We start from the raw sequence: 23,840 nt of genomic DNA, 5'->3' as shown, positions 1-23,840 counted from the left end.
CTACGCTGGAGGATCGGCCAGATGCCCCTCAATGCGAGACCGCACGGCCACGGCCCGGGGGTCGGCGTACGTGACCAGGTGGGACAGGGCCTCGGCCCAGTGGACGCGGGCCGCTTGGGGGTCCGCCATATCCACGACGGCGGCCAGGTGGTCGAGTTCCAAGGCGTGCTGCCACGCATCGCCGAGCTGTCCGTGCACGGCAGCGGCCTGACGATGAAACGCAGTGGCCTCGTCGTAGCGGTCCATCGCCGCAAAGGTCTGCCCGGTGCCCCGCCAAGCGAGGGCTTCTCGGCTGCGGTCGCCGAGACGGCGATGGAGTTTGGCGGACCGCTGGTACGAGATCAGCGCGTCGCCGTATTGCCCAGCGACACGCTGGATGTCGCCCAGAGTGAGCAGCCAAAAGCCTTCCAGGACGTGACTCCTGAGGTTGAGCGCGATGTCGAGGGCCTCGTCGATCGCATGTCGTGCCGCTGTGAGTTCGCCCTGCTCGCGGCGGAGCTCGGCGACGATATACAAGGCATTGCCCACGCTTCTTTCATTGTTCAGGGCTCGGTGGGCGGCGAGCCCCTGTTCGGCGGCCTCCTCGGCCTCGGGCAGGCGGCCCGCATCGAGACGGCTGCTGGCGATGTTGGACAGGGCCATAGCCACTCTGCGGGGTTCATCCGCGTCACGGAAGATCGCAGCGGCGCGCTCAAAGTGGTCAGCGGCCGGGTCAAGTTGGCGGCTCTCAAGGTGAATCAGGCCGATGAGATTCAGCGAGCGCGCCTCTTCGAGGGGCATGGCTGCCCTGTGCGCGAGTTCCCTGGCCCGTCGGTGACATTCCATGCCCTCGTCGAGGCGGCGGTATTTCCGGTAGGCCATGCCCAGGTAGTTGACCAATCGGATTTGGGCGCCCGGTTCGTCCGCCCGTTCGGCTGCCGCCAGACCGGCACGCATCGGGTCGATCCAGTCACTGTCTGGCGCTGACGGGTAGCGGGCAATCCACAGCACCTCGGCCAGGCGCCAGGCGAGAGTGTCGATCCCGTCCGATACGGCGGCCGGAACCAAACGGAGCAGAGTCGTGTGTTCGCGGTCCGCCCAGTCCGCCGCCGCGTCGTAATCGGCGAAGACCAGGGGAGGCACGGAAGCTGTCGATGCCGCCAGGGGGGAATGCTCCTCGGAAGGTCTGAGCCAACTCTGCGCCGCGTCAGCAGTATGCAGATACCAGTCCAGGACACGGCGCAGGGCCGCGTTCCGTTGCTCTACTGGCTCATCGCTCTGCGCCTGGCCAGTGGCGAAGGCGCGCAGTAAGTCGTGGAACTGGAATCGGTCGGTCCGGTGCGATCTGTTCCAGCAGGTGAGCGCTCACGAGATCGTCCAGAAGCTGCCTCGTCCGGCTAAGGCTGTGCTCACAGAGAGCGGCAGCCGCATGGAGACTGAACTCGGGGCCCGGATGAATCCCCAGCAGGCGGAAGAGCCGCGCGGAGGATACCGGCAAGGCGCGATAGGACCACGCGAAGACCGAATGGACCGCTTCCGCTTCCTCATCAATCCCGGTACTGAGCGCGTCCCACAACGCCGACTCGTCCCGCAAGTCAGAGATGAGATCGTCGATCCTCATATGAGGATGACTGGCAGCGCGCTCTGCCGCGATACGTAAGGCGAGTGGCAGCCGAGCGCACAGACGGGCCAGTTCAGTCAGCTTTTCCTCATCGTCTCCAGGCCGATAGCCGCTGGTGACCGCGCGCAGTAAGGCAATCGCCTCAGGCTCGGGAAGCGTGCCGAGCATCAGACGGCGAGCCCCGTCTCGTACGGTGAGGCCGGCGAGCCGGTTACGGCTGGTCACCACTACCAGGCTGTTACCACTCCCGGGGAGGAGCGGCCGCACCTGGCTGACCGTGGCGGCGTTGTCGAGCAGAATCAGGACGCGTCGCTCGGCGAGCAGGGAGCGGTACAAAGCGGCGGCATCATCGACGTCCTGGGGGATTTGGTCGGCAGGCACGCCGAGCGCGCGCAAGAATCGGCGTAGTGCCTGGTCCGCGGTGACGGGTTCGCCGGGGTCGTAGCCACGCAGATTGACGAAGAGCTGACCGTCGGGAAAGCGGTCCTTGACTTGGTGAGCCCAGTGCAGCACCAGCGAGGTCTTCCCCGCACCTGCCGTGCCGGCCACTACATGGATCGAGACAACCAGTCGGTCGCCGCTTGAGCTGGTCAGGATCGCATCAAGCTGATGCAGTTCGTCGGTGCGGTTGACAAAGGCGTGCACATCCGCCGGGAGCTGTCGCGGTATGAGGCTGGCCGACTCCCCCGGCATCCGCTGGTAAAAGTTGATGCCGCCCGAGACGTTGCCGGCCTGTACGACGTCCCGAGACGACCCTGACAAGTCATTCTGAGAGCCTTGTGGGCGACTTCCCTCGTCTCCGGCCGGGGCGTTGGATTCTGCTCCGCTCATGCCGCCGGGGGCGGCGGAAGGTGTACCACCGCGCGCTCGAAGTAGGTCCGGATATCCTCCGCTACAGCCCAAGCCTGTTTCACGTAGGTCACCCAAGGTTTTACGATCTCGGGGTCGGTGAAACGGCGGGCGCTCTCGAAGGCTCCGGTCTCGGTGTAGAGAATCTCATAAAGGGTGAGATTGTCGAGGATGACGAACTCGGGCAGAAGGTAATCGGTCTCAGCGGCGGCGACTTCCTTCGCGGGCAGCACACGGGTAGGGTGCCCGACCTCCGCGCGGACGTGAAGCGAGTGCAGCTCCCATTGCATGTATGGCGTCAGCGGCTCTTCCACCACGCGCAAGCGATGGAACGGGGAGCCGTTCCGCCGGTCCTCTTCAGCCGCCTTCTGTGTGGCCTCACGCCTCGCTTCGAAGAGCCGGAGCGCTTCGTCCCAGTCGCCTCGACGGAGCGCGTCCCTGGCAAGACTGCCCTCCTCTTCGAAGTGCTGCAGCCGTTCCAATTTCCAGGACTCGCCATTACGGATAGCCTTGCGTCGCGCCCGGAAATCAGTGACGTAGGCGTCGTCATCGAGTGGTTCGCCTTGGCTGGCCGGGAGCGTCGGGGCGCGAAGGTCAAGCATCGGGAATATCTACCTTCGCCGCACTGAGCATGTTTCCGGGAATGACAACCAGTCGCTCGTCGGCCCCAATGGACACACCAGTGGGTAAACGTGAGACATAGACGGCAGTAAGGTCACGGCCAATGACAGCGATATCACCATTGTCAAGCTGCCAGATATCCGGGCACTTTTCTTCGTCCTCAGAGTTCCCAAGCTCTGCAGCCGACTTTCCCAGACGCTTGGCGAATAACGCCGACGGGTCAGCCTCCCAAAGACGGGTCATCAATCCCCTCCGTAGCCCCGGCGTCACTGACTGTCCATCATCTCAAGGATGACACATGAGGTGTCAGGCATGCCACGGCTGCGGCGCCGAGGGGCCGGAGAGGACCGGACCACGTCCGGGCCCTCCGGCCACCTCTGCCTCACCCCAATACCTACGTTCCCGCGTCCGAGTTGCCGCGCAGTTTCACGTTCGCCGTGCTCGCGTTCTTGATCGCCGTCTCGATCTGGGCCATCGACGAGCCGGAGTTGATCCCGGGCACGGTCGCGCTGTTCAGGGCGTAGAGCGTGAAGGTGTACGGATGGGTCGAACCGCCGGGGCAGGGGCCGAAGTACTGCTGGGCGTTGGCGCCGCTGCCCATGGCCTTCTGTTTGGCGCCGTCCTGGCCGGGGACGTTGAATCCGGATCCCAGCGCCTCGGGCAGGGAGAGCTTGGCCGCCGGGATGTCCCAGATCGCCCAGTGGAGCTTGTTGCCGCTGTTCGCGACGTCGGCGAAGACGATGGCCCAGCCGCGTGCGCCGGTGGTTCCGGCGCCCCAGGCGAGCGGCGGTGAGGGGTCCTGGCCCGCGGTTCCGTCGCCGGCGCAGGTGTGGCGCTCCGGGATGGTCGCGTTGTCCTTGAAGGCGCTGCTGCTCAGCTTGAACTCACCGGCGGTGCCGTCGTCCGAGTAGACGATGTCGATCCGCAGGATGCGGTCGTTGCCGTCGGTGCCGTCCTTGTCGGTGGAGGTGGTGAGCCAGATGTCGCCGTCGTGGTCGACCTCGACCGTACGCAGCCGGTCGTAGGTCCCCTGGAAGTACGTCTTCTGCTCGACGAGGTTGGCGGAGGAGTCGATGCGCATCCGGTAGACGCGCTTCCCCACGGTGGTGGCGACGAAGACATGGTCATTGATGATCGTCAGCCCGCTGGGTGAGGCCGAGGAGGTCGACCAGGTCTTCTTCGGCGCGATGTAGTCGGAGTCCGAGCAGTCGCCGCTGGTGCCCTCGCAGTTGGGCCAGCCGTAGTTGCCGCCCTTCTGGATGAGGTTGACCTCGTCCATGACGCTGTTGCCGAACTCGGACTCCCACAGGCGGCCCTTGGAGTCGAAGTCCAGGCCCTGCGGGTTGCGGTGGCCCAGCGACCAGACGGCGTTGCCGAAGGGGTTGTCGGACGGGATCGAGCCGTCGGGGTTGATCCTGAGGATCTTGCCGTTGAGCGAGTTCCGGTCCTGCGCCCGCGACTCGGTCTGGGCGTCGCCCATGGAGGCGTACAGCTTGCCGTCGGGGCCGAAACGCAGTCGTCCGCCGTTGTGGAAGCGGCTCTTCTCCATGCCCTGGAGCAGCACCTTGTAGCCGCTGAGGGTGTTGTTCTCCAGCGTCATCCGGGCGATGCGGTTGCCCTCACTGGAGGTGTGCACGAAGTAGAGGTAGTGGTCGGTGGCGAAGGTCGGGGAGATCTCGAGGCCCAGCAGACCGCCCTCGCCGCCGGTGGTCTGGGAGTTGGGCACCTTGCCGACCAGGGTCTTCGTGCCGGACTTGGTCAGCTTGTAGACGTTGAAGGTGTTGCGCTCGGTGAAGATGCCGGTGCCGTCGGGCAGGAAGCCCAGGCCCCAGGCCACGTCCACGCCGCTCGCGATGGTGCTGACCGTGCCGGGGTCGGGGGTGCCGCCCGGCTGGCTTCCGGAGGTGGTCACCGTGATCTCGGGCGTGAAGGGGGACTTGTTGCCCTTGAGGTCGTACGCCCTGACCTTGAAGGCGTACGCGGTGTTCGGGGTCAGGCCCGCGACGCTGGTGGAGGTGGTCTCCGAGGTGCCGGACAGCACGCCGTCGCGGTAGATCTCGTAGCCCGTGACTTTGACGTTGTCGCTCGACGCGGACCAGCCCAGATCGACGGTCGTGGCCGTCTTCGAGGGGGAGGTCAGGTTGGCCGGGGCCGTCGGCGGCTCGGTGTCGGGCGGTGCGGGCAGGGTCGCGATGGTGACGGCGTTGGATGCCTCGGAGGCGTTCCCGGCCGCGTCCCGCGCGAAGACGGTCCAGTCGTACGAGGTCTCGGGGTCGAGGTTCTCGACGGTCGCCGCGAGGACGTCCGCGCCGACCTTCTTCATCAACTGGCCGTGCTGATAGATGTCGTAGCCGGTGACGCCGACGTTGTCGGTGGCCGCGTCCCAGGCCAGCGAGACGGTGGTGGCCGTCGGCTCCTTGTCCTTGCGCAGATTCGCGGGGGCGGTGGGCCGCTCGGTGTCGGCGGGGCCGGTCGGGGTGACGGTCAGTTTGTCGAGGTTGGGGCCGTCGGCGCCGGAGGTGGTCGCGCGGACCGTGTTGCCGCCGGCCTTGAGCGTGGCGTTCACGCTGACCGTCTTCCAGGTGGTCCAGGCGCCGGTCGCCGGGAAGGAGAGGTCGTCGGCGACGGTGCCGCCGTTGACGGCGATGTCGAGCGGGCGGTCGGCGGAGGCGCTGGCGTAGCGGAAGTCGAGCCGGGCGGGGCCGGCTTGTGCCGCGTCGACGGTGAATTCGACGTAGGCGCCCGTGACGACGTCGAAGTTGACGAATCCGGTGCCGGAGTAGCCGGCGTGGTTGGACTCGGCCGCGCCCTCGGAGATGACCGCGGACTCGGCCTCGTACCGCACGGATGCGGCGGCGGCCTTCGCGTCGGAGGGCTGGGCCGCGCTGATGTTCGGCAGCGTGATGGTTAAGGCCGCGGTGGCCGCGGCCAGGAAGGCACCGACCGCTCGGCGCGGTCTGCGGGGGATGGGCGCCACAGGGTTTCCTCCGGACAGACTGATAGGAAAGGTTCCTATCAGTGACGCGTAGCGACGCGTCCACGTCAAGGGGCGTGCATGGTGCGGAATTTGGTGTGCACGGCATGGATGTACGGGCGGGCCGTCCGAAGTGATCCGGGATGTCACAACTGTGTGCTGGGCGCGATCTGGGGCGGTCACAACCCGGCGGTGGGGCGGCAGTTGGCGCCCGGGCGGCGTTCTCCGTTGCGCACACTGGTTCTACAGAGCGGGTCAGCACGAGCACAACGGATGACGAGTGGGGGGAACGTGCCATGGCGGACGGTTGCCGGGACTGTGAGACGTGTACGAGGTCGTGGCTGGGGCGGCTGTTCCAGAACGCGGCGGTGGGGCTGATGCATGTGGTGACGATCGGCATCAGCTATCTGATCAAGAAGGGGTTCAGGCGGCACTGCCCGCAGTGCAAGCACCTGCTGTCGCGGCACTCGCGCAGGGAGGACGGTTCGTTCCGGGACTGAGCACTCCTCACGGCGTGAAGGTCAGTTGTCCGAGGGTGCCCTTAAGGTCATCGGATCAGCTTGCTTCGACGAGTGAACGAGTGAAGAGGGACCATGTTCGAAGAACGGCTCGCGACGTTCTCCCGTGAGCGGCTGGACGGCCGTCCGATCCCCGACGACCTGCGCACGATGCTGGTGGCGCAGTGGGAGAACCGCACCGAATTCCGTGCCCTTCTCGACCTCAAGTTCTTCGAATCCGATCAGCTCCATCCGCTCCTCGACACCAGCTATCTCAGCGAAAAGGAACGCGCCGACCCCGAGATGCAGGCCATCAACGCCGGAGCCGCCGAGATGGCCAAGTACGTCAAGCTCGTCGCGGAAGGCGGCAAGGGCTGGATCGGCTATTGGCTGCACCCCGACGAGCCCACGGACGGTCCTTGGCCCGTCATCGAGCTGGACACCGAGTTCTCGTACTGGAGCATGGCGGGCAGCACGCTGGCCGAAGCGTGTGCCGCGGACAGAGCCCATTACCACGACGAGCCCGACGACGCCCCGTCCGCATTCTCCCAACTGTCCGCCCGGCTGGCCGAGTTGGGGCTCCCTCTCAGCGGGCAGGACCATGACGACCTCTACGATCCCGAATGGATGGTGGATCCTGAGGAGCTCATGGAAGAGCTCATCGATGCCGAGCGCGCGAAGCGGGGTATCGCCTGAGCCCCGTCATGGATCAAGCGCCCTGGAGCTTGTCGAGTTGGTCGGCCAGGTCGGCCAGGTCGTCCGCGTGCACGTCGAAGCGGTCCGAGGCGGTGGGCGGGTCGCCTACGGGACGGGCGACGTAGGCGGTGCGCAGGCCGAGGCGCTGCGCTCCACGCAGGTCCCAGGCGTGGGCGGCGACCATCAGCAGCCGCTCCGGCGGTCGTCCGGAAACGGTGACGGCCAATTGGTAGACGGCCGGGTCGGGCTTGTAGGTCCGGGCGTCTTCGACGGACAGGGCCTGGTGCCAGCGCAGTCCGGCGTGGGCGTTGAGTCCCAGCAGTGCCGTACGGCTCGCGTTGGAGAGCCCGATCAGCGGGAACCGTTCGGCGAGTCGAGCGAGCCCCGCCACCGTGTCGGGCCACGGCGGGAGCCGGCGGCCGGACAGGGCCAGCGCCGCTACGGCGGCCGGGTCGTCGACTCCGGCGGCGTCGGCGACGAGCCGGGCGGCCTCCTGGTCGAGGGCGTCGCTGGTGAGGTACGGGCGGTCGCCGTCGAGGACGCGACGCTGCTCGCGGTCGATGTGCTGCTGCCACAGCGACAGGAGTCGCTCGATCCTGGAATCGTCGAGCGACTGGGCTGACGGGGCGAGTTCGCGGATACCGGCGCGGATACCGGCGCGTTCGTCGACGAGCGTGCCGAGCACGTCAAAGACGAGGGCATCGATCTCCAGCTCTGACATGGGCGGTCTCCTGGATGAAGCCACGGCAGGGGGCGGCATGGGCGACGGCATCACCGCCCTCCCCCGCCCCGCCCACCGGCTCGCATGCGTAAGGGGTAAAGTCGCTTTTAGTCGAAGGTAGCGAGAGGTTCGTCAAGGATGCAAGTGGCATTGGACGATTACGTCTGGGCGGCTGGGGTCGCGACCGAGCTGGTCAACACCACTGCCGAGGTCTGGCGCGGCGACGACCACCTGCCCGACCTGGCCGCCCTCGTCGCGTTCGCCGATCTGCACGGCGGTCAGTCCGGTCAGTCCGGTCAATCCGGTCAGTCCGGGAACGAGGGCGTTCGCGACGGGCTGTCCGAGCTCGCCCGCCGCGCACGCCCAGCCGAGCTGCGTGCGGTCCACGCACTTCGGGTGACCGTGCGCGAGCTGATCGATCACCCCGACCGCGATCACCTCATCGCCGGTGCCACCGCGCTCACCTCGCCCGCCCAGGGCGCCACCCTGATTCCCGATCCCGGGCGCGAGAACCGCACGCGCTGGGCCGCCCCGCTCCGGGACGGAGCAACCGTCGCCGACGCCCTCTCGTTGATCTGCGGCATGGGCATCCTCGGGGTCGTACACACCCTCGGCGAGCAGCGATTCCGCCCGTGCACCGCGCCCACCTGCCGCGGCGTGTTCATCGACACCACCCGGCCCGGCAGCCGTCGGTACTGCATGCCCGGCCTGTGCGGCAACCGCGTCAACGTCGCCAACCACCGCGCCCGCCACGCCGCGACGCGCGGAAGGGGCGCCGACTCACAGTAGGCCGCCGCCGCTATGGGGCGGCCCCTGCTCCCGGTGGGGTGCCCGCCGGGCCTGGGATGGTTGCGCTGATCATGCCGGTCAGGCGGTGCAGTTGCGCGGCCAGGGCGCGGCGCTCCTGCGGGGTGAACTGCGACAGCGCCTCGTACTGGCGCGCCCGTAGCTCGGTCCGCATCGCGGTGAGGCGTTCGGCGCCTTCTTCGGTGAGGCGGACGAGGACCTGGCGCTCGTCCTGCGGCGAGCGACGCCGCGTGATCACGCCCTTGGCCTCCAGTTGCTGGAGCATGCGGGTCGCGGTGGGCACGCTGACCTCGGCGCCGGCCGCGAGGCGGCCGACCGGCAGGCCGTCCCCCTCGGCGTCCTGCGCCAGGGGGTCGAGCAGGGCCACCTGCGACATGGACAGGCCGACCGCGGACTGGCCGACGGTGGCGGCCCGCGAGCGCCGCATGGCGTAGAAGAGCCGGTCGGCGGCCTGGGCCAGGTCTTCCACGCCCGCTTCGGGGGCGCAATCGGGCGCGGGACCGGCCGCTGGTTCGCCCGCCTGTTGGTTGCCTGCCTCTCGCATGACTGTTAGCTTACTAAATAAGATTGGTTAGCAAGCTAAATACTAGGAGGCTCATCATCATGACCTTCCCCGCCCGTATCGACGTCCACCAGCACATCGTTCCGCCCATCTGGGCCGAAACCCTCGCCGCGCACGGCCTCGACTCCGGCGGCTGGGCCATCCCCGCCTGGAGCCCGACCGACGCCATCGCGATGATGGATCAGCAGGGCATCGCCACCGGCGTCCTGTCGGTCACCTCCCCCGGCGTCCACCTGGGCAGCGACGCACAGGCGCGCGACCTCGCCCGCGCCGTCAACGAGTACGGCGCCGAGGTCGTCAGGGACCACCCCGGCCGCTTCGGCCACTTCGCCAGCGTCCCGCTGCCCGACGTCGACGCCGCCCTGGCCGAGACCGCGCACGCGCTGGACACCCTGGGTGCCGACGGCGTCGTCCTGATGTCCAACGCCCACGGCCGCTACCTCGGCGACCCCGACTTCGAACCGCTGTGGGCCGAAATCGACCGCCGCGGCGCCACCGTCTTCGTCCACCCCGCCCAGCCGCCGATGCCGCTCCTGCCCGGCACCCCCGCCCCGCTGGCCGACTACGTCTTCGACACCACGCGCACCGCCCTCAATCTGGTGCTGAACGGCGTCATGAGCCGCTACCCGAACATGCGCGTGATCCTCTCCCACGGCGGCGGCTTCCTGCCCTACGCCGCGTACCGCTTCTCCGGCCTGACCTCCACCGTCGTCGACCGCGAGCGCGAGGCCGAGGACATCCTGCGCGACCTGAAGCGGTTCTACTTCGACACCGCCCTGTCCGCGAGCCCCAGCGCCCTGCCCGCGCTGCTGGCCTTCGCCGAGCCCGGTCACGTCCTCTACGGCAGCGACTGGCCCTTCGCGCCCCAGGACGCCGGGACCTACTACAACCACTACCTGGAGACCTACCCCGACTACACCCCCGGGCAGGCCGAGGCCATCGACCGCGGCAATGCCGAGGCGCTCTTCCCTCGCCTCGCCCGCTGACCCACCCCATCCCGGCCCGAGGCCCGCTCCGAGGCCCGGCCCGGGAGGGAGACGCAGGTCACATGCGGTCCTGTCACATCTCCCCGAGCCGTTCCGTCAGGGAGGTGTCACCACAGCCACCGCAACGGCATAGGAGAGCTCACCATGGATGCTCGCTTGAACCTCTTCGGCAACCCGCTCCTCGGCACGTTCCTGAAGCACATCAACTCCGCGGGCAAGGCGGTCACGGGCTCGGCGCTGCCGGCCGCGACGCAGGAGCTGGTGAAGCTCCGCGCCAGCCAGATCAACGGCTGCGGCTTCTGCACCGATATGCACACCAAGGATGCCGCGAAGGCCGGGGAGACCTCGACGCGCCTCAACCTCGTCGCGGTCTGGCGGGAGGCCACGGTGTTCACCGACGCCGAGCGCGCCGCCCTGGAGCTGGCGGAGCAGGGCACCCGTATCGCCGACGCGGCCGGTGGTGTCACGGACGAGGCGTGGGCGAACGCGGCCAAGCACTACGACGAGGAACAGCTCGCCGCCCTGGTGGCCATCATCGCCATCATCAACACCTACAACCGCCTGAACGTCATCGTCCAGCAGCCCGCCGGCGACTACCAGCCCGGCCAGTTCGGCTGAGACCGGCCCGGCGTCCGCCGTTGGAAACCCTCATGGGCGGTCGAGCCGGAGGCGCTCGGCCTTCGGCAGCCCCGCGACCACCAGGTCGTAGGAGTCCTCGATGAGCTCCCGGACCAGCCGGTCCGGGAGGCCGCCGTCGACCGTCACCGTGTTCCAGTGGCGCTTGTTCATATGCCACCCCGGGATGATCAACTCCGGATGCCCCTCACGGAGCCGACCCGCGTCCGCCGGGTCGCACTTCAGATTCACCGTGAGGGGGCGGGCGTCCAGCGTCGTCAGGGCGAAGATCTTGCCGACCACCTTGAAGGCCGCGACCTCCGGGTGACGGGAGAACGGGAACTCCTCCACCACCGCGTTGAAGGAGAGGCAGAAGGACCGCAGTTGTTCGGGGGTCACTCCGGGTTCTCCTCGTACTCGACGTACTCGACGTACTCGACGTACTCGACGTACTCGACCGAAAGGCTCAAGGGGTGCAACAACGAACCCACCGTAGCCCGTGCCTCCGACAGCCGACTGGCGAGAATCCGTGGAGGCTCGGCAGAAACGCTCATGGTTGATGCCACGGCCCGTGCATAACCTGCCGAAAAGCGCGATTCCACGCGCTTTCGGCACACCACGGAGGATCGAGTTGGCAGAAGAGACGACGACACAGGAGAACGGTCCGCAGGCGGGCGCGGCCACACGTCCGATGGACGTCGGCATGCTGCTGTACGGAGGGCATACGACGCTCGACTTCGTCGGTCCGCATCTGGCTTTCGCGAGTGCGGGCATGCGGGTTCACCTGGTGTCGCACTCACTCGAACCAGTGGTGTCCGACATCGGCCTGGCCGTCCTGCCGACCGTCACCCTCCAGGACTGCCCCGCCGACCTGGACATCCTGTTCGTACCCGGCGGACGCGTCGACGAGGTGCTGCTCGACCCCACCAAGCTCGACTTCCTCGCGAACCACGGGCGTACGGCCTCGTACATCACCTCGGTCTGCACCGGCTCGCTCGCGCTCGCCGCGGCGGGCCTGCTCGACGGCTACCGGGCCGCGACCCACTGGGCCACACGGGACCAGCTGGCGCGGTTCGGCGTCGAGGTGTCGAGCGAGCGCGTGTGCATCGACAGGAACAGGGTCACCGGCGGCGGTGTGACCGCGGGTATCGACTTCGGGCTCACCCTCGTCGCGCGCATGCTCGGCGAGGACGCCGCGAAACTCGCCCAGCTGGCCATGGAGTACGACCCCCAGCCGCCCTTCGACGCCGGTTCCCCCGAGGGCGCCGGGGCCGAAGTGGTGGCCCGATTCGCCGAGTTCGCCGTAGCCACCTTCGGCGAACGCATCGACGAATCCATCGCCCGCACCGTCTCGCAGGCATTGGAGCAGCGCGCGGCGCAGAACGCATGACGGACTCACCTCAGCGCGCCCTGCCGTCGCCCACGGGCCCCGGCAGGGCGCGTCGTCACCGACACGCGCCGCCGCCGTCGTCGCCCACCGGGCGGCGGTGGCCGCGGCCGCGAGGCTGAGAGCCCCGCTTTCTGGCGGGACGGCCCCCGGGCTCCAAGTTGCGGCCCCCCCACGTGCGGGGTGACGGTGGACATAAGGGGGACACGGGGGTGTGGGAGAACGCGGGGGCTGAAGAAGACGCACAGGACCGCGTCGGTACACGGGAGCACCGGACCGTCGTCCTTAGGGCCTGGCTTTCCGCGCAGTGGCGCGTGTCCGCGATCCGGGGGAACGCACTGACCGCGACCGCGCACAGGAGCGGAGAAGGCAATGACGAACGGACCTGGGCCCGTGGGGCCCATGGGTAACGGCCCGAACGGGGAGCGGCCGCAGCGGCCCGGGCTGCCGCTGGGGACGCAGCCGACGGAGTACACCGGGCGGTATGTGGTCCTGCTCGATCAGCAGGAACCCGAGCGCGGGATGGAGGCGCTGCGCTCGTCCGTCGGGATCGCGTCCGTGGAACGCGTCCGCGGGGCGGAACCCGGGGCGGCGGAGCTGCTGGCGCGGCCTGATGTGTCGGTGGTCTTCGACGAACTCGGCGTCGCCGTCGTCGATGTACAGCCGGACCAGCGCCATGCGCTGGTCACCACGGCGGAGGCGGAGCCGACGATCATCGCGACCGAGCCGGAGCGCGTGGTGTACGCGTCGGTGATCACTGAGCCGCACCACACGCTGACCGGCTTCTTCCCGACGTACCGCAGCGACGAGGACGAGGTGACCCGGCACACCCGGGCCGAGCTCGCCACCTCACTGGGACCGGCGTGGGACGAGCAGAACACCACCTGGGGGCTCCAGGGGATCCGCGCCAACTGGTCGCATCTGACGGGCAGCGGGGTGAAGGTCGCCGTGCTCGACACCGGTGTGGACACCGACCATCCGGATCTGACCGAATGCGTCGAGGCGACGGCCTCCTTCGTGTCCGGGGCGAGTGTCGAGGACGGCCATGGCCACGGCACCCACTGCGTCGGCACGGTGGCCGGTCCGGCCAAGCCCGGGCACGCGCCGCGGTACGGCGTGGCCGGTGAGGCCGGGGTGCTGGTGGGCAAGGTGCTCAGCGACCAGGGCGTGGGGTCCGACGGCCAGATCCTGGCGGGGATGGCCTGGGCGGTCTCCCAGGGCGCCCGGGTGATCTCCATGTCGCTCGGGGCTCCGGTGGAGCCCGGGGAACTGTTCCCGCAGACCTACGAGAATGTGGCGCGGCGCGCGCTGCGGCGCGGCACCGTGATCGTGGCCGCGGCGGGCAACGAGAGTCGGCGCCCCGGCTTCCTGGCGCCGGTGGGGCGGCCCGCCAACTGCCCGTCCATCCTGGCGGTGGCGGCGCTCGGCAAGGACCTGGGGACCGCGTTCTTCTCCTGCGGCGCCATCAACGGAGAGGGCGGGGAGGTCAATATCGCGGCGCCCGGGGTCGACATCTTCTCGGCCGCGCCCGGCGGGACGTACCAGACGATGAGCGGCACGAGTATGGCGGCGCCGCATGCCGCCGGTGTCGTCACACTGCTGGCTCAGGCGCATCCGGAGGCCTCGGCGGCCGACCTCAGCACCCGTCTGCGGTCCGGGGCCCATCCGCTGGCGCAACCGGCCGCGGACGTCGGCTCGGGTCTGCTCCAGGCCCCATGAGCGGGGACGCTGTGGGGCAGGCGGCGGGGTCCGGGCCGGTCGGGGTCATCCTCTCGGTCGACCCGGACCGGTTCGCCCAGGTCGTGGAGGCCGCGCGCCGGGTCGGGCTGACGGTCACCGGTGAGCAGCAGATCCTCGGCTCGCTGTCCGGGACCATCGCCGAGGACCGGATCCCGGTCCTGGCGGTGGTGGACGGCGTCGAGTCGGTGGACCGGGAACAGATCGTCCGGCTTCCGCCGCCGCCCGACTCGCCGATCCAGTGAGCCGCAGGCCGCGGGGTGCGGGCTCAGACGTGGTTGAACGGTTCGGCGTACGCGAAGGCCCCCTTGAGGGTGGGCTGATAGGCGGTCAGGGTCCGGACCTGGAAGTAGTCGCCCCAGGCCGGGTCCGGGGCCGTGATGCCGTAGTCGGTCGACGGGCGGAAGCCGAACCGGCCGTAGTAGGCGGGGCTGCCCAGCAGGGCGACCAGCGATTCACCGAAGGCGTCCGCGGCACCGAGCACCGCGTGGACGAGCGCCTGGCCGACGCCGCGGCGCTGATGGGCGGGGTGCACGCTGAGCGGTCCGAGACCGAGGGCGAGGGCCAGGTCGGAGCCGACATGGCCGCGGGTGCAGACGACATGTCCGATCACCTCGTCACGGTCGCCAGTGGCGACGCACGACAGGGCGGGCAACCAGCCGTCGCTGATCCGGAGTTCGTCCAGCAGCGTGGTCTCGACCGGGACCGGGGTGTCCGGGGTGCCCGTGGTATCCGAGGTGTCCGGCTTCGCGAACGCGGCCGAGGTGACGGCCCGGATGGCGTCGATGTCGGAGCGGGTCTCTCGTCGGATCAACATCGGGTCAGGATGCGTCCCAACACGGTGCGGGAGCAAACCAATTGTGCGCCGTCGCGCGGGACGGGCTCCCGGGTCAGCCCTTCGTGGCGCGCGCGGAGAGGGCCCGTTCGACCTGGACGTACGTCACGTCGTGGTCGGCCAGGACATGCGCGGCGACACCGGGGCGGGCCGTGAGGGCGAGCAGCAGATGCTCATCCCCGATGTGCTTGTCGCCGCGGGCGAGAGCGATCCGCAGCGAGCGCTCCAGCACCGACTTGGCCTCCCGGGAGAACGGGCGGCGCAGCGGACGCCTGCCGCGGCGGGCAGCGCGTGCGGAGGTGGATCCGGGAGCGGATTCGGGGGTGGAGTCGGGGGTGGATCCGGGGGTGGATCCGGCCGTGGCGAGGGCGCCCACGCCATGGGCCTCCTCCACCCGCGCGACGATCTCGTCCACATCGATGCCGAGCCCGGCGAGCGCCTCCGCATCGGCGCCGGTGATGCCCCCGCGTCGGCGGACCTCGGCCAGGGCCCGCTCGATCGAGGCGCGTCGGCCGTGCGCGCCGAGGGCGGTGAGAACCTCGGCGGCGGGGCTGCCCTTACGGTCGCTGCGGGCACGGCCGCCGTCCTTACGGCCGCCGGGAACCTCCGTATGACTGCCGCCGTCCTCCGTACGGCTGCCGTCGGCACCGCTGCCGCCCGTACGGCCGCTGTCCGTACGGTCCAGGAGCGCGAGCAGCAGCTCGGCCTCGCCGACCGTGTCGGCCCCGGTGTCCTCCGCGTGGCGGACGGCGCCGCGTACGACCTCGCGGGCACTGGTGGTGAACCTCTCGAACATCAACGCCTCCCGTGCTTCTTGTGGACCGCCTGCCTGCTGACGCCCAGTTCGGCGGCGATCTCCTGCCACGACCAGCCCTGGGCACGGGCGCCGCGCACCTGCACGGCTTCCAGTTGCTCCAGCAACCGGCGCAGCGCGGCGACGGCACGCAGTCCGACCCGGGGGTCCCGGTCGCCCGCGCGCTCGGCGAGATCCGTTGCTTCGGTCATGCTGTCAATGTAAGTTGACGCCCCGCTCGCCGTCAACATGGGTTGACGAATGAGCCCGTAATTGGTTCGACGCGGCGGCCGTACGTCCGGCAGCCTCCCGTCATGGACCCCCATTACTGGCCCCTGTACGGGCTTCGCCTTCGTACGCCACACCTGGAACTGCGACTTCCCGACATCGCCCTGCTCGACGAACTCGCCGCGGTCGCGGCGGACGGGGTGCACGACCCGGCCGAGATGCCCTTCAGCATTCCCTGGACCGACGCCCCCCCGGAGGAGCGCGGACGCAGCTCCTTCCAGCATCTGCTGGGCACGATCGCCGAGTGGCGGCCGGAGAAGTGGACGCTGAGCCTCGCGGTGCTGTACGAGGGCGCCGTGATCGGGCGGCAGGACCTGTTCGCGACCGAATTCGCGGTCACGCGGGAGGCCGAGACGGGCTCCTGGCTGGGCGCCGCCCATCAGGGCAAGGGCCTGGGCACGGAGATGCGGGCGGCGGTGGCGCACCTGGCGTTCGAGGGCCTGGGCGCGCTGTCGCTGACCTCGGGCGCGATGGTGGAGAACGGCCGCTCGCTGGGGGTCTCCCGGCGGCTCGGCTACCGCCCCGACGGGCTGTCCGTGGTCGCCGTAAGAGGCGAGGCACGCACTATTCAGCGGCTGCGGCTGGACCGCGCGGCCTGGGAGGAACACCGCACCACCCCGGTCGAGATGGGCGGACTGGAGCCGTGCCGCACGCTGTTCGGCGCTCCGTGATGGGACTGATGGACCTTGATTGGACCCTGATGGGCCTCGATGGGACTCGATGGGACTCGGTGCCCCTCTGATGCGCCCTGATGCGAGAGTGCGAGGCCGCATCGCCCGCTCTACGGTGGTTTGAGGGGGTCGGTGCGGCTAATGGAGGTGGCATCCATGGCGGGCAAGTTCGAGATCTACGAGGACAAGGGCGGCAAGCACCGCTTCCGGCTGAAGGCGGGCAACGGCGAGATCATCGCCGTCGGCGAAGCCTACGAGTCCAAGTCGGCCGCGCAGAAGGGCGTCGAATCCGTCAAGAAGAACGCCCCGACGGCCGAGATCAAGGAAATCCCGAGCGACAAGATGTAAGCGCGGGGGGCCGGGCCAGGGACAGGCCGGAGAGGGCCGGGTAGCCGTGACCTCGTGCGGGCAACCGCGTTCGCACGGCGCTGGTTACCCTCCCTTCCGTGGTCAAACCTCATATATCGAAGCCTCTGGCCAAGGGGCGCGCCTCGCTCCGGCGTCTGCGCAAGGCGTTCCTGCGGCGCTGGCGCCATCCGCGGCTGAAATGGCCCAAGCGGATCGTGGCCGCCTTCGTCGGCTGCCTGGTGCTGGCCGTACTCGCCGCCGGGATCTCCCTGCGGCTGCTGTACGCGGGCGATCCCGGGCCCGGTACGCAGACCCGGGGCCGGGACGCCGTATGGCTCGGACACGCCTGGGTGGACGGCCGCAAGGGCGAGGCCGAACTCCAAGGGCTGGCGCGGCGGGTGCGCGGCACCGGGATCCGCGATCTGTACGTCCACGCGGGCCCGTTGGAGCATGACGGCACCCTGCCCCAAGGGCGCTACCCGAAAGCGGGGTGGCTGCTGAAGGCGGTGCACCGCGAACTGCCGGGCGTCCGCGTCCAGGCGTGGCTCGGCGACGTTCTGGACACCGAGGGCCCGACCGGGCTCAGCCTCGCCGACGGCGACAACCACACGCGGATCGTGGCCTCGGCGCGGCAGGTGCTGGACGCGGGGTTCGACGGCGTCCACTTCGACCTGGAGCCGCTGCACTCCGAGGACCGCGCCTACCTCGCCCTCCTCGACGCGCTGCACGCCCTCACCCGTCCCCGCCACGTCCCGCTGTCGGTCGCGGCCCACCAGATCGACCCGCTGCCCGCCCTGCACTCGGTCGCGGGGTTCCTCACCGGCCACCCCAAGTGGTGGTCGCAGTCGTACTTCGGGCAGGTGGCACGGCGGGTCGACCAGATCGCGGTGATGTCGTACGACACCTCGATGCCGATGGAGAGCCTCTACGGCGGCTATGTGGCCCAGCAGACGGAACTCGCGCTCGAGGTCACCCCGCCGACCACGGATCTCCTGATGGGCCTCCCCGGCTACCACACCAACAACTTCGGCCGGCACGCCTGGGCCGAGACCGTCCCGGCGGCGGTCCGCGGCGCCCGCCTCGGCCTCGGCCGCGAGGACCGGCGGCGTGAGCGCTTCGGGGTGGCGCTGTACGTGGACTACGCGGCGACGGACGACGACTGGGCGGCATACCGGGAGGGCTGGGGGCGACGGGAGGCGGACTGACAGGGGCGGGGCGTCCGGAGCGAGCGCCCGCGGTGGGGGCGCGCCCGGTCAGGAGCGGGACGGGGTGACCAGGCCGGACTCGTAGGCCGCGATGACCAGTTGGGCGCGGTCGCGGGCGCCCAGCTTGCCCATGATGCGGCTGACATGGGTCTTGGTGGTGAGCGGTGAGAGGCCGAGGGTCTGGGCGGCCTCGGCGTTGTTGAGGCCGCGGGCGACGAGGGTGAGCACCTGGCGTTCGCGCTCGGAGAGCGCGGCCAGTGCGGCGGGGGCCGGGGCGCCGGGCGGCGGGGCGTCCGGGAGCCGCAGGACGCGGGCGATGAGGCGGGCGGTGGGGCCGGGCGAGAGCAGGGACTCCCCCGCCGCCACGGTCCGTATGGCGTCCAGGAGTTCGGCGGGCCGGGTGTCCTTCACCAGGAAGCCGGACGCGCCCGCGCGCAGCGCCTCGACGATGTGCTCGTCGGTGTCGTAGGTCGTCAGGACGAGGACTTTGACACCGGCGAGGTCCTCGTCGGCGGCGATGCGGCGGGTCGCCTCGATGCCGTCGAGATCGGGCATCCGGATGTCCATGACCACGAGGTCGGCGCGGGCGGTGCGGGCCAGTTCGACGGCCTCGCGGCCGGTGCCCGCCTGCCCGACCACGTTCATGTCGCGGGCCGAGGAGACCAGCATGGCGAAGGCGGAACGGACCAGCCTCTGGTCGTCGGCGAGCAGCACCCTGATCGGCGCGGCGGTGCCGGACGCCGGGTCCGGTGGGGTGGTTCGGGAGGCGGGATCCGGCGAGGTGGTCCCGGGGGCGGGGCCCACTGGGGCGGTGCCTGACGCCGGGTCCGCTGGGCCGGTCCGCGGCGCCGGGTCCGGTGCGGTGGTCATGCGGTGGCCTCCCTGGGCGCTGCGGCGGTCTGTCCAGTGCCCGTACGGCCGCCGGGCGCGCCGCCCCTGCCCCACGGCAGCGCGGCCCTGATCGCGAAACCTGGGCCGTCCTCGCGTGGTCCGGCGGTCAGGGTGCCCGCGACGCTGCGGGCCCGCTCGCGCATGCCGACGATGCCATAGCCCGGTTCGGTGGGCGCGGTAAGGGGCTCACCGTCGCCGTCGGGGCCGTCGTCCACGGCGGCGACGTACAGCTCCCCCTCGTCCCGTACGAGCGTGATCCGCACCCGTGTGCCGGGGGCGTGGCGGACGGCGTTGGTCAGGGCCTCCTGCACGATCCGGTACGCCGCGGCGCCCACGGCGGGCGACAGCTCGGCTCCCTCCACGCCGACCGTAAGGTCCACGCGTACGCCCGCCGCCTCCGCCGCCGCGGCCAGGTCGGCGAGTCCGGCGAGCCCCGGCAGCGGGCCGATGTCTTCTTCGTCCGCGTGGTCGGCGTCGCCGTCCGCGCCCCCGCGGAGCACCTGGAGGGTGGCCCGGAGTTCGGCGCGGGCGTCCCGGCAGGTGTCGGCCATCGCGTCGAGCGCCTTGGCCATCGCCTCGCGGTCCAGCCGCTCGGGGTCGGCGATCAGGACATGCGCCGCGACGGAGGTCTGGACGCCGATGAGGGTGATGCTGTGCGCGAGCAGATCGTGCAGATCGCGCGCGATGCGCAGCCGTTCCTCGGCGACCCGCCGGGCCGCCTCCTCCTCGCGGGTCCGCTCGGCGCGTTCGGCCCGCTCCAGGATCGCGGTGATGTACTTACGGTGGATACGGACCGCCTCGCCGATCACCACGACCGACAGCACCCAGCCGGAGCTGCGCAGCATGTCGGCGCCGGCCCGCAGGTTGTTGCCCAGGGCCATCGTCGTCACCATGCTCGCGAGCAGGAGGCCGACCGTAAGGAAGGACCGCAGCGGCGGGCCGATCACGGCGAGGGTGTAGACGGCGAGGAGCCCGGCCGGGACGACCGCGATATGGACGTTGCCCATGGCGTGGTACGGCCCGACCATGAGCACCACGGCCGCGGTGACCACCATCGGGCTGTGCCGCCGCCCGACGAGCGCCACGGCGCTGGCGGTGAGCAGCGCCCAGCCGATCGCGTCGGGGCGATGGCCGTTCCGATCGAGGTTGAGCAGGGCCAGCGTGATCTGCAGGACCAGCACCGCACCGGCGATCCCGGCGTCCACCCGCCGCCGCCTGCGGGCCTCGTCCCGGGTCTCGGCGGGGCGGGAGCCACTGTGCAGGGCGCGCAGCACGGAGGCGAGCGCGCGGTGGGCGGTGAAGTGCGCGGTCGAGCGCGCGGCGGGGTGCGCCGGTGGGGCGGTCGCGGGGTGGGTCGCGGAAGGTGCGGGCACGGGCTCCATCCTCGGGGATCCGCCTCGGGCCGATCCATAGGGCGGTACGAAAGGGCGGTGCGCAGGGGGCGGGGCGCAGGGGGCGGTGCGAGGGGTGTTCCGGACCGGCCGTCCCCTGTGCGGCCGGTCCGGGCTCAGAGGCGGCCTCAGCCGCCGCGTACGGCCGGTTCGGGACGGGCCTCGGGGCCGGAGGCGCCGCCCTGGCCGGCCGACGCCGAGGAGGCCGACGAGGCGGGCGAGCCGGACGAGACCGACGAGGCGGGCGTACGGCGGAAGAGGGCACCCGGCCACCACACCCACCGCTTCAGCAGCAGGCTCGCCGACGTCACCAGATACGTCCGCACGAGGAAAGTGTCGAGCAGTACGCCGACCGCCACCACGAACCCCATCTCGACCAGCATCACCATCGGCAGCGAGGCCAGCACCGCGAAGGTCGCCGCCAGCACCAGACCGGCCGAGGCGATCACCCCGCCCGTCGTGCGCAGCGCGGTCACGGCCGCGTCCGGGACGTCCGCCCCGCGCAGCGACTCCTCTCGCATCCGGTGCATCAGGAAGATGCCGTAGTCGACGCCGAGGGCGACCAGGAAGACGAAGGAGAGCAGCGGCAGCCCGGGGTCGACCCCGGCGAAGCCGAAGACCGGGTCGAAGAGGAGCCCGCCGACTCCCATCGCGGCGCCCCATACGGCGACCACGGCGACGACCAGGACCAGCGGCGCGACGAGGCTGCGCAGCAGGGCCGCGAGGATCAGCAGCACGGCGATCAGCACCAGCGGGATGACCAGCATCCGGTCGTGGGCGTTGGTGTCCTTCAGATCGAGCTGCTGGGCGCTGGGCCCGCCGACCACCGCGTCGGCGTCCTCGACCCGTACGAGACCGGAGCGCAGGGCGTGCAGGGTGGCGGTCTCCCCCGCCGACTGCGGGGCGCTCTGGGGGAAGACGTCGATCTCCGTCCAGCCGCCGCCGCTGCGCCCGCGGTCCGCCCGCGCGACCCCCTCCGTGTCGCGCGCCCGCCGCAGCACCTCGTCCGCCCCCGCGGTGCGCGCCATCACGCTGATGGGCTGGCTGCTGCTGCCCGGATAGGCGTGGGCGAGGGTCTGGGTCGCGGCCACCGACTCGGGCTTGTCGGTGAAGGTGTCCTCCTGCTTGAGGTCGCCGGGCAGATTGAGCACGCCGATGGCGAGGGCGCCCAGCAGTGCGGCACCGCCGAGCAGGACGGCCCCGGGCCGGCGGCGGGCCGAGCCGCCCATCGCCTCGAAGAACCCGCGCCGGGTCGCCCGCGGCTCACTGCCGTAGGTGGGGATCAGCGGCCAGAACACCCGCCGCCCCAGCAGCACCAGCACCGCGGGCAGCAGCGTCATCATGGCCGCCAGGGCGCAGACGACCCCGACGGCGCCGACCGGGCCCAGTCCGCTGCTGCTGTTGAGGTCGGCGGCGAGCAGACACAGCAGCCCGGCGGCGACGGTGCCGCTGGAGGCGAGCACGGCCGGACCGCAGCCGCGCAGGGCCTCGCGCATCGCGTCGTACGGGGCGCGGTGGCGGCGGAGCTCCTCGCGGTAGCGGGAGACGATCAACAGGGCGTAGTCGGTGCCCGCCCCGAAGACCAGCACCGTCATGATCGAGGAGCTCATGCTGGTGACGACGAGGTCGAAGCCCTGGACGAGGCCGTAGACGATCGCCATCGCGGCCATGGCGGCGACGCCGACCGCCCCCAGAGGAACCAGCCACAGCAGGGGGCTGCGGTAGGTGATGATCAGCAGCAGGGCGACCACTCCGGCGGTGGCGAACATCAGCGTGCCGTCGGTGGAGGCGAAGACCTCCTGCGAATCGGCGCTGAGCGCCCCGGGACCGCCGACCTGGACGCTCAGGCCCTCGGGGTGGGAGGCGAGCTCGGCGCGGACGTCCTTGACGGCCTCGGCCCGCTCCTTCTCGTCCGTCACGCCGGTGAGCGCCATGGGGTACATCAGGGTCGTGCCGTCCTTGGACGGTATGGCGCGCGGCGCCTGCCCACCGACGATGTCGTGGCGCTCCGCCACCTCGGCGACCTTCCCGCCGGCCGCCTTACGGTCGGCATCGGTCAGCCCGCCGTCGCGGTGGTAGACGAGGACGAGGTCGATGGTGTCACCACCGGGCAACCGCTCCTGGAGCCGCGCCACCTGGGTGGAGTCGGCGCCCGCCGGGAGGTAGTCGACGGCCGTGTCCCGCTTGACGCCCTCGAGCTTGCCCGCGAAGGAGACGGCGACGAGGAGCAGCAGTACCCAGCCCGCGATGAGCGCCCAGGGCAGTGAGCGGCGCCGCTTGCCGCCGGGCCCGGAGGGCGGCCCGGCCGCGGAGGGCGGTGCCGCGTCCGATTGATGGGGATCGCTCGGGATCCCTGACGATGTCGTCTGCATGCCCCCAGGCTTCCGGCGCGGGGGCGCCGATACGTCGCGCCGACGACGGAGATGGCGGCTACTGCGCCGGGGGCGGGACGGGGCCGATTACTCCCTGGGGAGTAGGGAGGCGAACCGGAATCTCCGTTTCAGAGCGCCGCCCTTGTGGTTTCAGGACGGCTGCCCTTGTGGCGGCTTCGGAACGCCGCCCTTGTGGCTACTTCAGAACGCCGCCCTAGTGGCTACTTCAGAACGCCGCCCGCGTCGCGGCCAGCAGCCGGGCCGTGTCGTCGGGGCAGATCATCAGGGCCCGGCCGACGGTTTCCAGCACCGCGCGCTCGGCCGGGCGGTACGGGCCGTCGGCCACGGCGATCCGGGCGCCCTGGAGGAGGATGGCCTCCCGGCCGGTGGGGGCCAGATGCGGGGCCAGCGGCTCCAGGGCCTCATGCAGCTCGATGGCCAGCGCCGTACCGCACGGGTCCAGACCGTCGCGCTCGCCGCACGCGCCCGGGAGCCGCCCGGTGTCGGCGGCGAGCGCCTCGATGAGCGCGAGCAGCTGGTCCTCGCTGCAGTCGGCGAACCCGGCGGCGCGCACCGCGCCGACCGCGACCTGCCGGACCGCCGTCGCCTCGGTGCCGCCCGCGGCGAGGACCGCGAGGGCCACGGTGTGCACCGCGTCGCGGAGCATCGCGGAGAAGCGGATGGTCGTGGGGTGGTCGAGCACCTCCGTGCCGTAGCGGCCGCCGCAGGCCGCGCATTCCACGATGGGCGCGACCGGTCCGCGTGGAAGCACGGGCAGGCCGAGCACCACGATGCGACGGCGGCCGGTACGGCGGCGGAAATTGCGGTCGCCTCCGCATTCCGGGCAGAAGAACTCACCATCGCCGACGGTCCGCCACAGAGTGCGCACGCCTACCACACACAGGTCCCGGTCACGGCGGGCTCGCCGGTGCACCACGTCACACCTCCATAACGCTTCGGCCACGTTGCCGCGTTGACGTGATGCTAGCCACAT

At 70.6% G+C, this 23,840-nt stretch carries 27 protein-coding genes; 11 read left to right on the top strand and 16 right to left on the bottom strand.

Going from position 1 to position 23,840, the window contains the following annotated elements; genetic code table 11:
• From J5X86_RS52415 to J5X86_RS09445, 5 genes are all read right to left on the bottom strand, one after another.
• The gene (locus J5X86_RS52415; protein WP_308124482.1) at nucleotides 1–1,122 is read right to left on the bottom strand and encodes a tetratricopeptide repeat protein; all 1,122 of its coding nucleotides are present in this window, start codon (nucleotides 1,120–1,122) and stop codon (nucleotides 1–3) included.
• Nucleotides 1,123–1,249: 127 nt separating this feature from the next.
• On the bottom strand, nucleotides 1,250–2,431 hold the full coding sequence (locus J5X86_RS52410) for an AAA family ATPase (RefSeq protein WP_308124481.1): 1,182 nt from the start codon (nucleotides 2,429–2,431) through the stop codon (nucleotides 1,250–1,252).
• Nucleotides 2,428–3,051 (bottom strand): DUF6879 family protein, encoded by a 624-nt coding sequence (locus J5X86_RS09455; RefSeq protein ID WP_208516285.1) that lies wholly within the window; start codon nucleotides 3,049–3,051, stop codon nucleotides 2,428–2,430. Before J5X86_RS09455 ends, J5X86_RS52410 begins: the two co-directional genes overlap by 4 nt.
• Nucleotides 3,044–3,313: a hypothetical protein gene (locus J5X86_RS09450; protein ID WP_208516284.1), complete on the bottom strand. Its 270-nt coding sequence runs from the start codon at nucleotides 3,311–3,313 to the stop codon at nucleotides 3,044–3,046. Before J5X86_RS09450 ends, J5X86_RS09455 begins: the two co-directional genes overlap by 8 nt.
• Before the next feature lie 151 nt (nucleotides 3,314–3,464).
• Nucleotides 3,465–6,047: a PQQ-dependent sugar dehydrogenase gene (locus tag J5X86_RS09445; protein WP_208516283.1), complete on the bottom strand. Its 2,583-nt coding sequence runs from the start codon at nucleotides 6,045–6,047 to the stop codon at nucleotides 3,465–3,467.
• A 293-nt stretch (nucleotides 6,048–6,340) separates the two neighbouring features.
• On the opposite strand from J5X86_RS09445, the gene J5X86_RS09440 reads away from it, so the two are divergent.
• Together J5X86_RS09440 and J5X86_RS09435 are read left to right on the top strand one after the other, a co-directional pair.
• Nucleotides 6,341–6,544: a hypothetical protein gene (locus tag J5X86_RS09440; RefSeq protein ID WP_208516282.1), complete on the top strand. Its 204-nt coding sequence runs from the start codon at nucleotides 6,341–6,343 to the stop codon at nucleotides 6,542–6,544.
• Nucleotides 6,545–6,637: 93 nt separating this feature from the next.
• A complete protein-coding gene (locus J5X86_RS09435) occupies nucleotides 6,638–7,237 on the top strand; it encodes a hypothetical protein (protein WP_208516281.1) in 600 nt (199 codons plus the stop codon).
• Between the two features lie 13 nt (nucleotides 7,238–7,250).
• Here J5X86_RS09435 and J5X86_RS09430 read toward each other — a convergent pair whose 3' ends face one another.
• Entirely contained in the window at nucleotides 7,251–7,958 is a 708-nt protein-coding gene (locus tag J5X86_RS09430; RefSeq protein ID WP_208516280.1) for a haloacid dehalogenase type II, read from the bottom strand.
• Between the two features lie 144 nt (nucleotides 7,959–8,102).
• Here J5X86_RS09430 and J5X86_RS09425 point away from each other — a divergent pair, with 144 nt between their 5' ends.
• Nucleotides 8,103–8,747: a CGNR zinc finger domain-containing protein gene (locus J5X86_RS09425; RefSeq protein WP_208516279.1), complete on the top strand. Its 645-nt coding sequence runs from the start codon at nucleotides 8,103–8,105 to the stop codon at nucleotides 8,745–8,747.
• A 10-nt stretch (nucleotides 8,748–8,757) separates the two neighbouring features.
• On the opposite strand, the gene J5X86_RS09420 is transcribed toward J5X86_RS09425, so the two are convergent.
• The gene (locus J5X86_RS09420) at nucleotides 8,758–9,309 is read right to left on the bottom strand and encodes a MarR family winged helix-turn-helix transcriptional regulator (protein WP_243979937.1); all 552 of its coding nucleotides are present in this window, start codon (nucleotides 9,307–9,309) and stop codon (nucleotides 8,758–8,760) included.
• Nucleotides 9,310–9,368: 59 nt separating this feature from the next.
• On the opposite strand from J5X86_RS09420, the gene J5X86_RS09415 reads away from it, so the two are divergent.
• Both J5X86_RS09415 and J5X86_RS09410 read left to right on the top strand, forming a co-directional pair.
• Nucleotides 9,369–10,313 (top strand): amidohydrolase family protein, encoded by a 945-nt coding sequence (locus tag J5X86_RS09415; protein ID WP_208516278.1) that lies wholly within the window; start codon nucleotides 9,369–9,371, stop codon nucleotides 10,311–10,313.
• A 144-nt stretch (nucleotides 10,314–10,457) separates the two neighbouring features.
• A complete protein-coding gene (locus tag J5X86_RS09410) occupies nucleotides 10,458–10,931 on the top strand; it encodes a carboxymuconolactone decarboxylase family protein (RefSeq protein ID WP_119988263.1) in 474 nt (157 codons plus the stop codon).
• A gap of 30 nt (nucleotides 10,932–10,961) precedes the next feature.
• On the opposite strand, the gene J5X86_RS09405 is transcribed toward J5X86_RS09410, so the two are convergent.
• Both J5X86_RS09405 and J5X86_RS09400 read right to left on the bottom strand, forming a co-directional pair.
• Nucleotides 10,962–11,327, bottom strand: coding sequence for an MmcQ/YjbR family DNA-binding protein (locus J5X86_RS09405; RefSeq protein ID WP_014060615.1), 366 nt, complete (start codon nucleotides 11,325–11,327; stop codon nucleotides 10,962–10,964).
• Entirely contained in the window at nucleotides 11,324–11,482 is a 159-nt protein-coding gene (locus tag J5X86_RS09400) for a hypothetical protein (RefSeq protein ID WP_208516277.1), read from the bottom strand. Before J5X86_RS09400 ends, J5X86_RS09405 begins: the two co-directional genes overlap by 4 nt.
• A 77-nt stretch (nucleotides 11,483–11,559) precedes the next feature.
• Between J5X86_RS09400 and J5X86_RS09395 the strand changes: the two genes are divergently transcribed.
• From J5X86_RS09395 to J5X86_RS09385, 3 genes are all read left to right on the top strand, one after another.
• The gene (locus J5X86_RS09395) at nucleotides 11,560–12,318 is read left to right on the top strand and encodes a DJ-1/PfpI family protein (protein WP_208516276.1); all 759 of its coding nucleotides are present in this window, start codon (nucleotides 11,560–11,562) and stop codon (nucleotides 12,316–12,318) included.
• A 369-nt stretch (nucleotides 12,319–12,687) separates the two neighbouring features.
• Nucleotides 12,688–14,034 (top strand): S8 family serine peptidase, encoded by a 1,347-nt coding sequence (locus tag J5X86_RS09390; RefSeq protein WP_208516275.1) that lies wholly within the window; start codon nucleotides 12,688–12,690, stop codon nucleotides 14,032–14,034.
• The gene (locus J5X86_RS09385; RefSeq protein WP_243979936.1) at nucleotides 14,031–14,297 is read left to right on the top strand and encodes a hypothetical protein; all 267 of its coding nucleotides are present in this window, start codon (nucleotides 14,031–14,033) and stop codon (nucleotides 14,295–14,297) included. Before J5X86_RS09390 ends, J5X86_RS09385 begins: the two co-directional genes overlap by 4 nt.
• Before the next feature lie 23 nt (nucleotides 14,298–14,320).
• On the opposite strand, the gene J5X86_RS09380 is transcribed toward J5X86_RS09385, so the two are convergent.
• From J5X86_RS09380 to J5X86_RS09370, 3 genes are all read right to left on the bottom strand, one after another.
• Nucleotides 14,321–14,869: a GNAT family N-acetyltransferase gene (locus J5X86_RS09380; protein WP_208516274.1), complete on the bottom strand. Its 549-nt coding sequence runs from the start codon at nucleotides 14,867–14,869 to the stop codon at nucleotides 14,321–14,323.
• A gap of 73 nt (nucleotides 14,870–14,942) precedes the next feature.
• Nucleotides 14,943–15,683, bottom strand: coding sequence for a Clp protease N-terminal domain-containing protein (locus J5X86_RS09375; RefSeq protein ID WP_243979935.1), 741 nt, complete (start codon nucleotides 15,681–15,683; stop codon nucleotides 14,943–14,945).
• Entirely contained in the window at nucleotides 15,683–15,892 is a 210-nt protein-coding gene (locus J5X86_RS09370) for a helix-turn-helix domain-containing protein (RefSeq protein ID WP_078641341.1), read from the bottom strand. Before J5X86_RS09370 ends, J5X86_RS09375 begins: the two co-directional genes overlap by 1 nt.
• Nucleotides 15,893–15,994: 102 nt before the next feature.
• Between J5X86_RS09370 and J5X86_RS09365 the strand changes: the two genes are divergently transcribed.
• From J5X86_RS09365 to J5X86_RS09355, 3 genes are all read left to right on the top strand, one after another.
• On the top strand, nucleotides 15,995–16,639 hold the full coding sequence (locus J5X86_RS09365; protein WP_208516273.1) for a GNAT family N-acetyltransferase: 645 nt from the start codon (nucleotides 15,995–15,997) through the stop codon (nucleotides 16,637–16,639).
• A 156-nt stretch (nucleotides 16,640–16,795) separates the two neighbouring features.
• Entirely contained in the window at nucleotides 16,796–16,987 is a 192-nt protein-coding gene (locus J5X86_RS09360; RefSeq protein ID WP_078647411.1) for a YegP family protein, read from the top strand.
• Nucleotides 16,988–17,085: 98 nt separating this feature from the next.
• Nucleotides 17,086–18,192 (top strand): hypothetical protein, encoded by a 1,107-nt coding sequence (locus J5X86_RS09355; protein ID WP_208516272.1) that lies wholly within the window; start codon nucleotides 17,086–17,088, stop codon nucleotides 18,190–18,192.
• Nucleotides 18,193–18,240: 48 nt separating this feature from the next.
• On the opposite strand, the gene J5X86_RS09350 is transcribed toward J5X86_RS09355, so the two are convergent.
• The 4 genes from J5X86_RS09350 to J5X86_RS09335 form a co-directional block, all read right to left on the bottom strand.
• Nucleotides 18,241–19,062, bottom strand: a complete 822-nt coding sequence (locus J5X86_RS09350) for a response regulator transcription factor (RefSeq protein ID WP_279595176.1) — start codon at nucleotides 19,060–19,062, stop codon at nucleotides 18,241–18,243.
• Entirely contained in the window at nucleotides 19,059–20,465 is a 1,407-nt protein-coding gene (locus J5X86_RS09345) for a sensor histidine kinase (RefSeq protein WP_208516271.1), read from the bottom strand. The genes J5X86_RS09350 and J5X86_RS09345 overlap by 4 nt, the downstream gene beginning before the upstream one ends.
• Before the next feature lie 137 nt (nucleotides 20,466–20,602).
• The gene (locus J5X86_RS09340) at nucleotides 20,603–22,846 is read right to left on the bottom strand and encodes an MMPL family transporter (protein WP_208516270.1); all 2,244 of its coding nucleotides are present in this window, start codon (nucleotides 22,844–22,846) and stop codon (nucleotides 20,603–20,605) included.
• Nucleotides 22,847–23,072: 226 nt separating this feature from the next.
• Nucleotides 23,073–23,783, bottom strand: coding sequence for a TerB family tellurite resistance protein (locus J5X86_RS09335; protein ID WP_078641346.1), 711 nt, complete (start codon nucleotides 23,781–23,783; stop codon nucleotides 23,073–23,075).
• Nucleotides 23,784–23,840 lie beyond the last annotated feature (57 nt).

It is taken from the genome of Streptomyces sp. NEAU-YJ-81 (assembly GCF_017592595.1).
GTDB classification, from domain to species: Bacteria; Actinomycetota; Actinomycetes; order Streptomycetales; family Streptomycetaceae; genus Streptomyces; species Streptomyces hygroscopicus_B.
Note: the sequence above shows the minus strand (reverse complement) of the source record. Positions and strands in the feature narration are given on the sequence as shown.

Bases quoted from the DNA above. Each gene is read 5' to 3' on its own strand.
- J5X86_RS52410 (WP_308124481.1), bottom strand. From the start codon at position 2,431: ATGAGCGGAGCAGAATCCAACGCCCCGGCCGGAGACGAGGGAAGTCGC.
- J5X86_RS09455 (WP_208516285.1), bottom strand. From the start codon at position 3,051: ATGCTTGACCTTCGCGCCCCGACGCTCCCGGCCAGCCAAGGCGAACCA.
- J5X86_RS09450 (WP_208516284.1), bottom strand. From the start codon at position 3,313: ATGACCCGTCTTTGGGAGGCTGACCCGTCGGCGTTATTCGCCAAGCGT.
- J5X86_RS09440 (WP_208516282.1), top strand. From the start codon at position 6,341: ATGGCGGACGGTTGCCGGGACTGTGAGACGTGTACGAGGTCGTGGCTG.
- J5X86_RS09435 (WP_208516281.1), top strand. From the start codon at position 6,638: ATGTTCGAAGAACGGCTCGCGACGTTCTCCCGTGAGCGGCTGGACGGC.
- J5X86_RS09430 (WP_208516280.1), bottom strand. From the start codon at position 7,958: ATGTCAGAGCTGGAGATCGATGCCCTCGTCTTTGACGTGCTCGGCACG.
- J5X86_RS09420 (WP_243979937.1), bottom strand. From the start codon at position 9,309: ATGCGAGAGGCAGGCAACCAACAGGCGGGCGAACCAGCGGCCGGTCCC.
- J5X86_RS09415 (WP_208516278.1), top strand. From the start codon at position 9,369: ATGACCTTCCCCGCCCGTATCGACGTCCACCAGCACATCGTTCCGCCC.
- J5X86_RS09410 (WP_119988263.1), top strand. From the start codon at position 10,458: ATGGATGCTCGCTTGAACCTCTTCGGCAACCCGCTCCTCGGCACGTTC.
- J5X86_RS09400 (WP_208516277.1), bottom strand. From the start codon at position 11,482: ATGAGCGTTTCTGCCGAGCCTCCACGGATTCTCGCCAGTCGGCTGTCG.
- J5X86_RS09390 (WP_208516275.1), top strand. From the start codon at position 12,688: ATGACGAACGGACCTGGGCCCGTGGGGCCCATGGGTAACGGCCCGAAC.
- J5X86_RS09385 (WP_243979936.1), top strand. From the start codon at position 14,031: ATGAGCGGGGACGCTGTGGGGCAGGCGGCGGGGTCCGGGCCGGTCGGG.
- J5X86_RS09380 (WP_208516274.1), bottom strand. From the start codon at position 14,869: ATGTTGATCCGACGAGAGACCCGCTCCGACATCGACGCCATCCGGGCC.
- J5X86_RS09375 (WP_243979935.1), bottom strand. From the start codon at position 15,683: ATGTTCGAGAGGTTCACCACCAGTGCCCGCGAGGTCGTACGCGGCGCC.
- J5X86_RS09370 (WP_078641341.1), bottom strand. From the start codon at position 15,892: ATGACCGAAGCAACGGATCTCGCCGAGCGCGCGGGCGACCGGGACCCC.
- J5X86_RS09365 (WP_208516273.1), top strand. From the start codon at position 15,995: ATGGACCCCCATTACTGGCCCCTGTACGGGCTTCGCCTTCGTACGCCA.
- J5X86_RS09360 (WP_078647411.1), top strand. From the start codon at position 16,796: ATGGCGGGCAAGTTCGAGATCTACGAGGACAAGGGCGGCAAGCACCGC.
- J5X86_RS09350 (WP_279595176.1), bottom strand. From the start codon at position 19,062: ATGACCACCGCACCGGACCCGGCGCCGCGGACCGGCCCAGCGGACCCG.
- J5X86_RS09345 (WP_208516271.1), bottom strand. From the start codon at position 20,465: ATGGAGCCCGTGCCCGCACCTTCCGCGACCCACCCCGCGACCGCCCCA.
- J5X86_RS09340 (WP_208516270.1), bottom strand. From the start codon at position 22,846: ATGCAGACGACATCGTCAGGGATCCCGAGCGATCCCCATCAATCGGAC.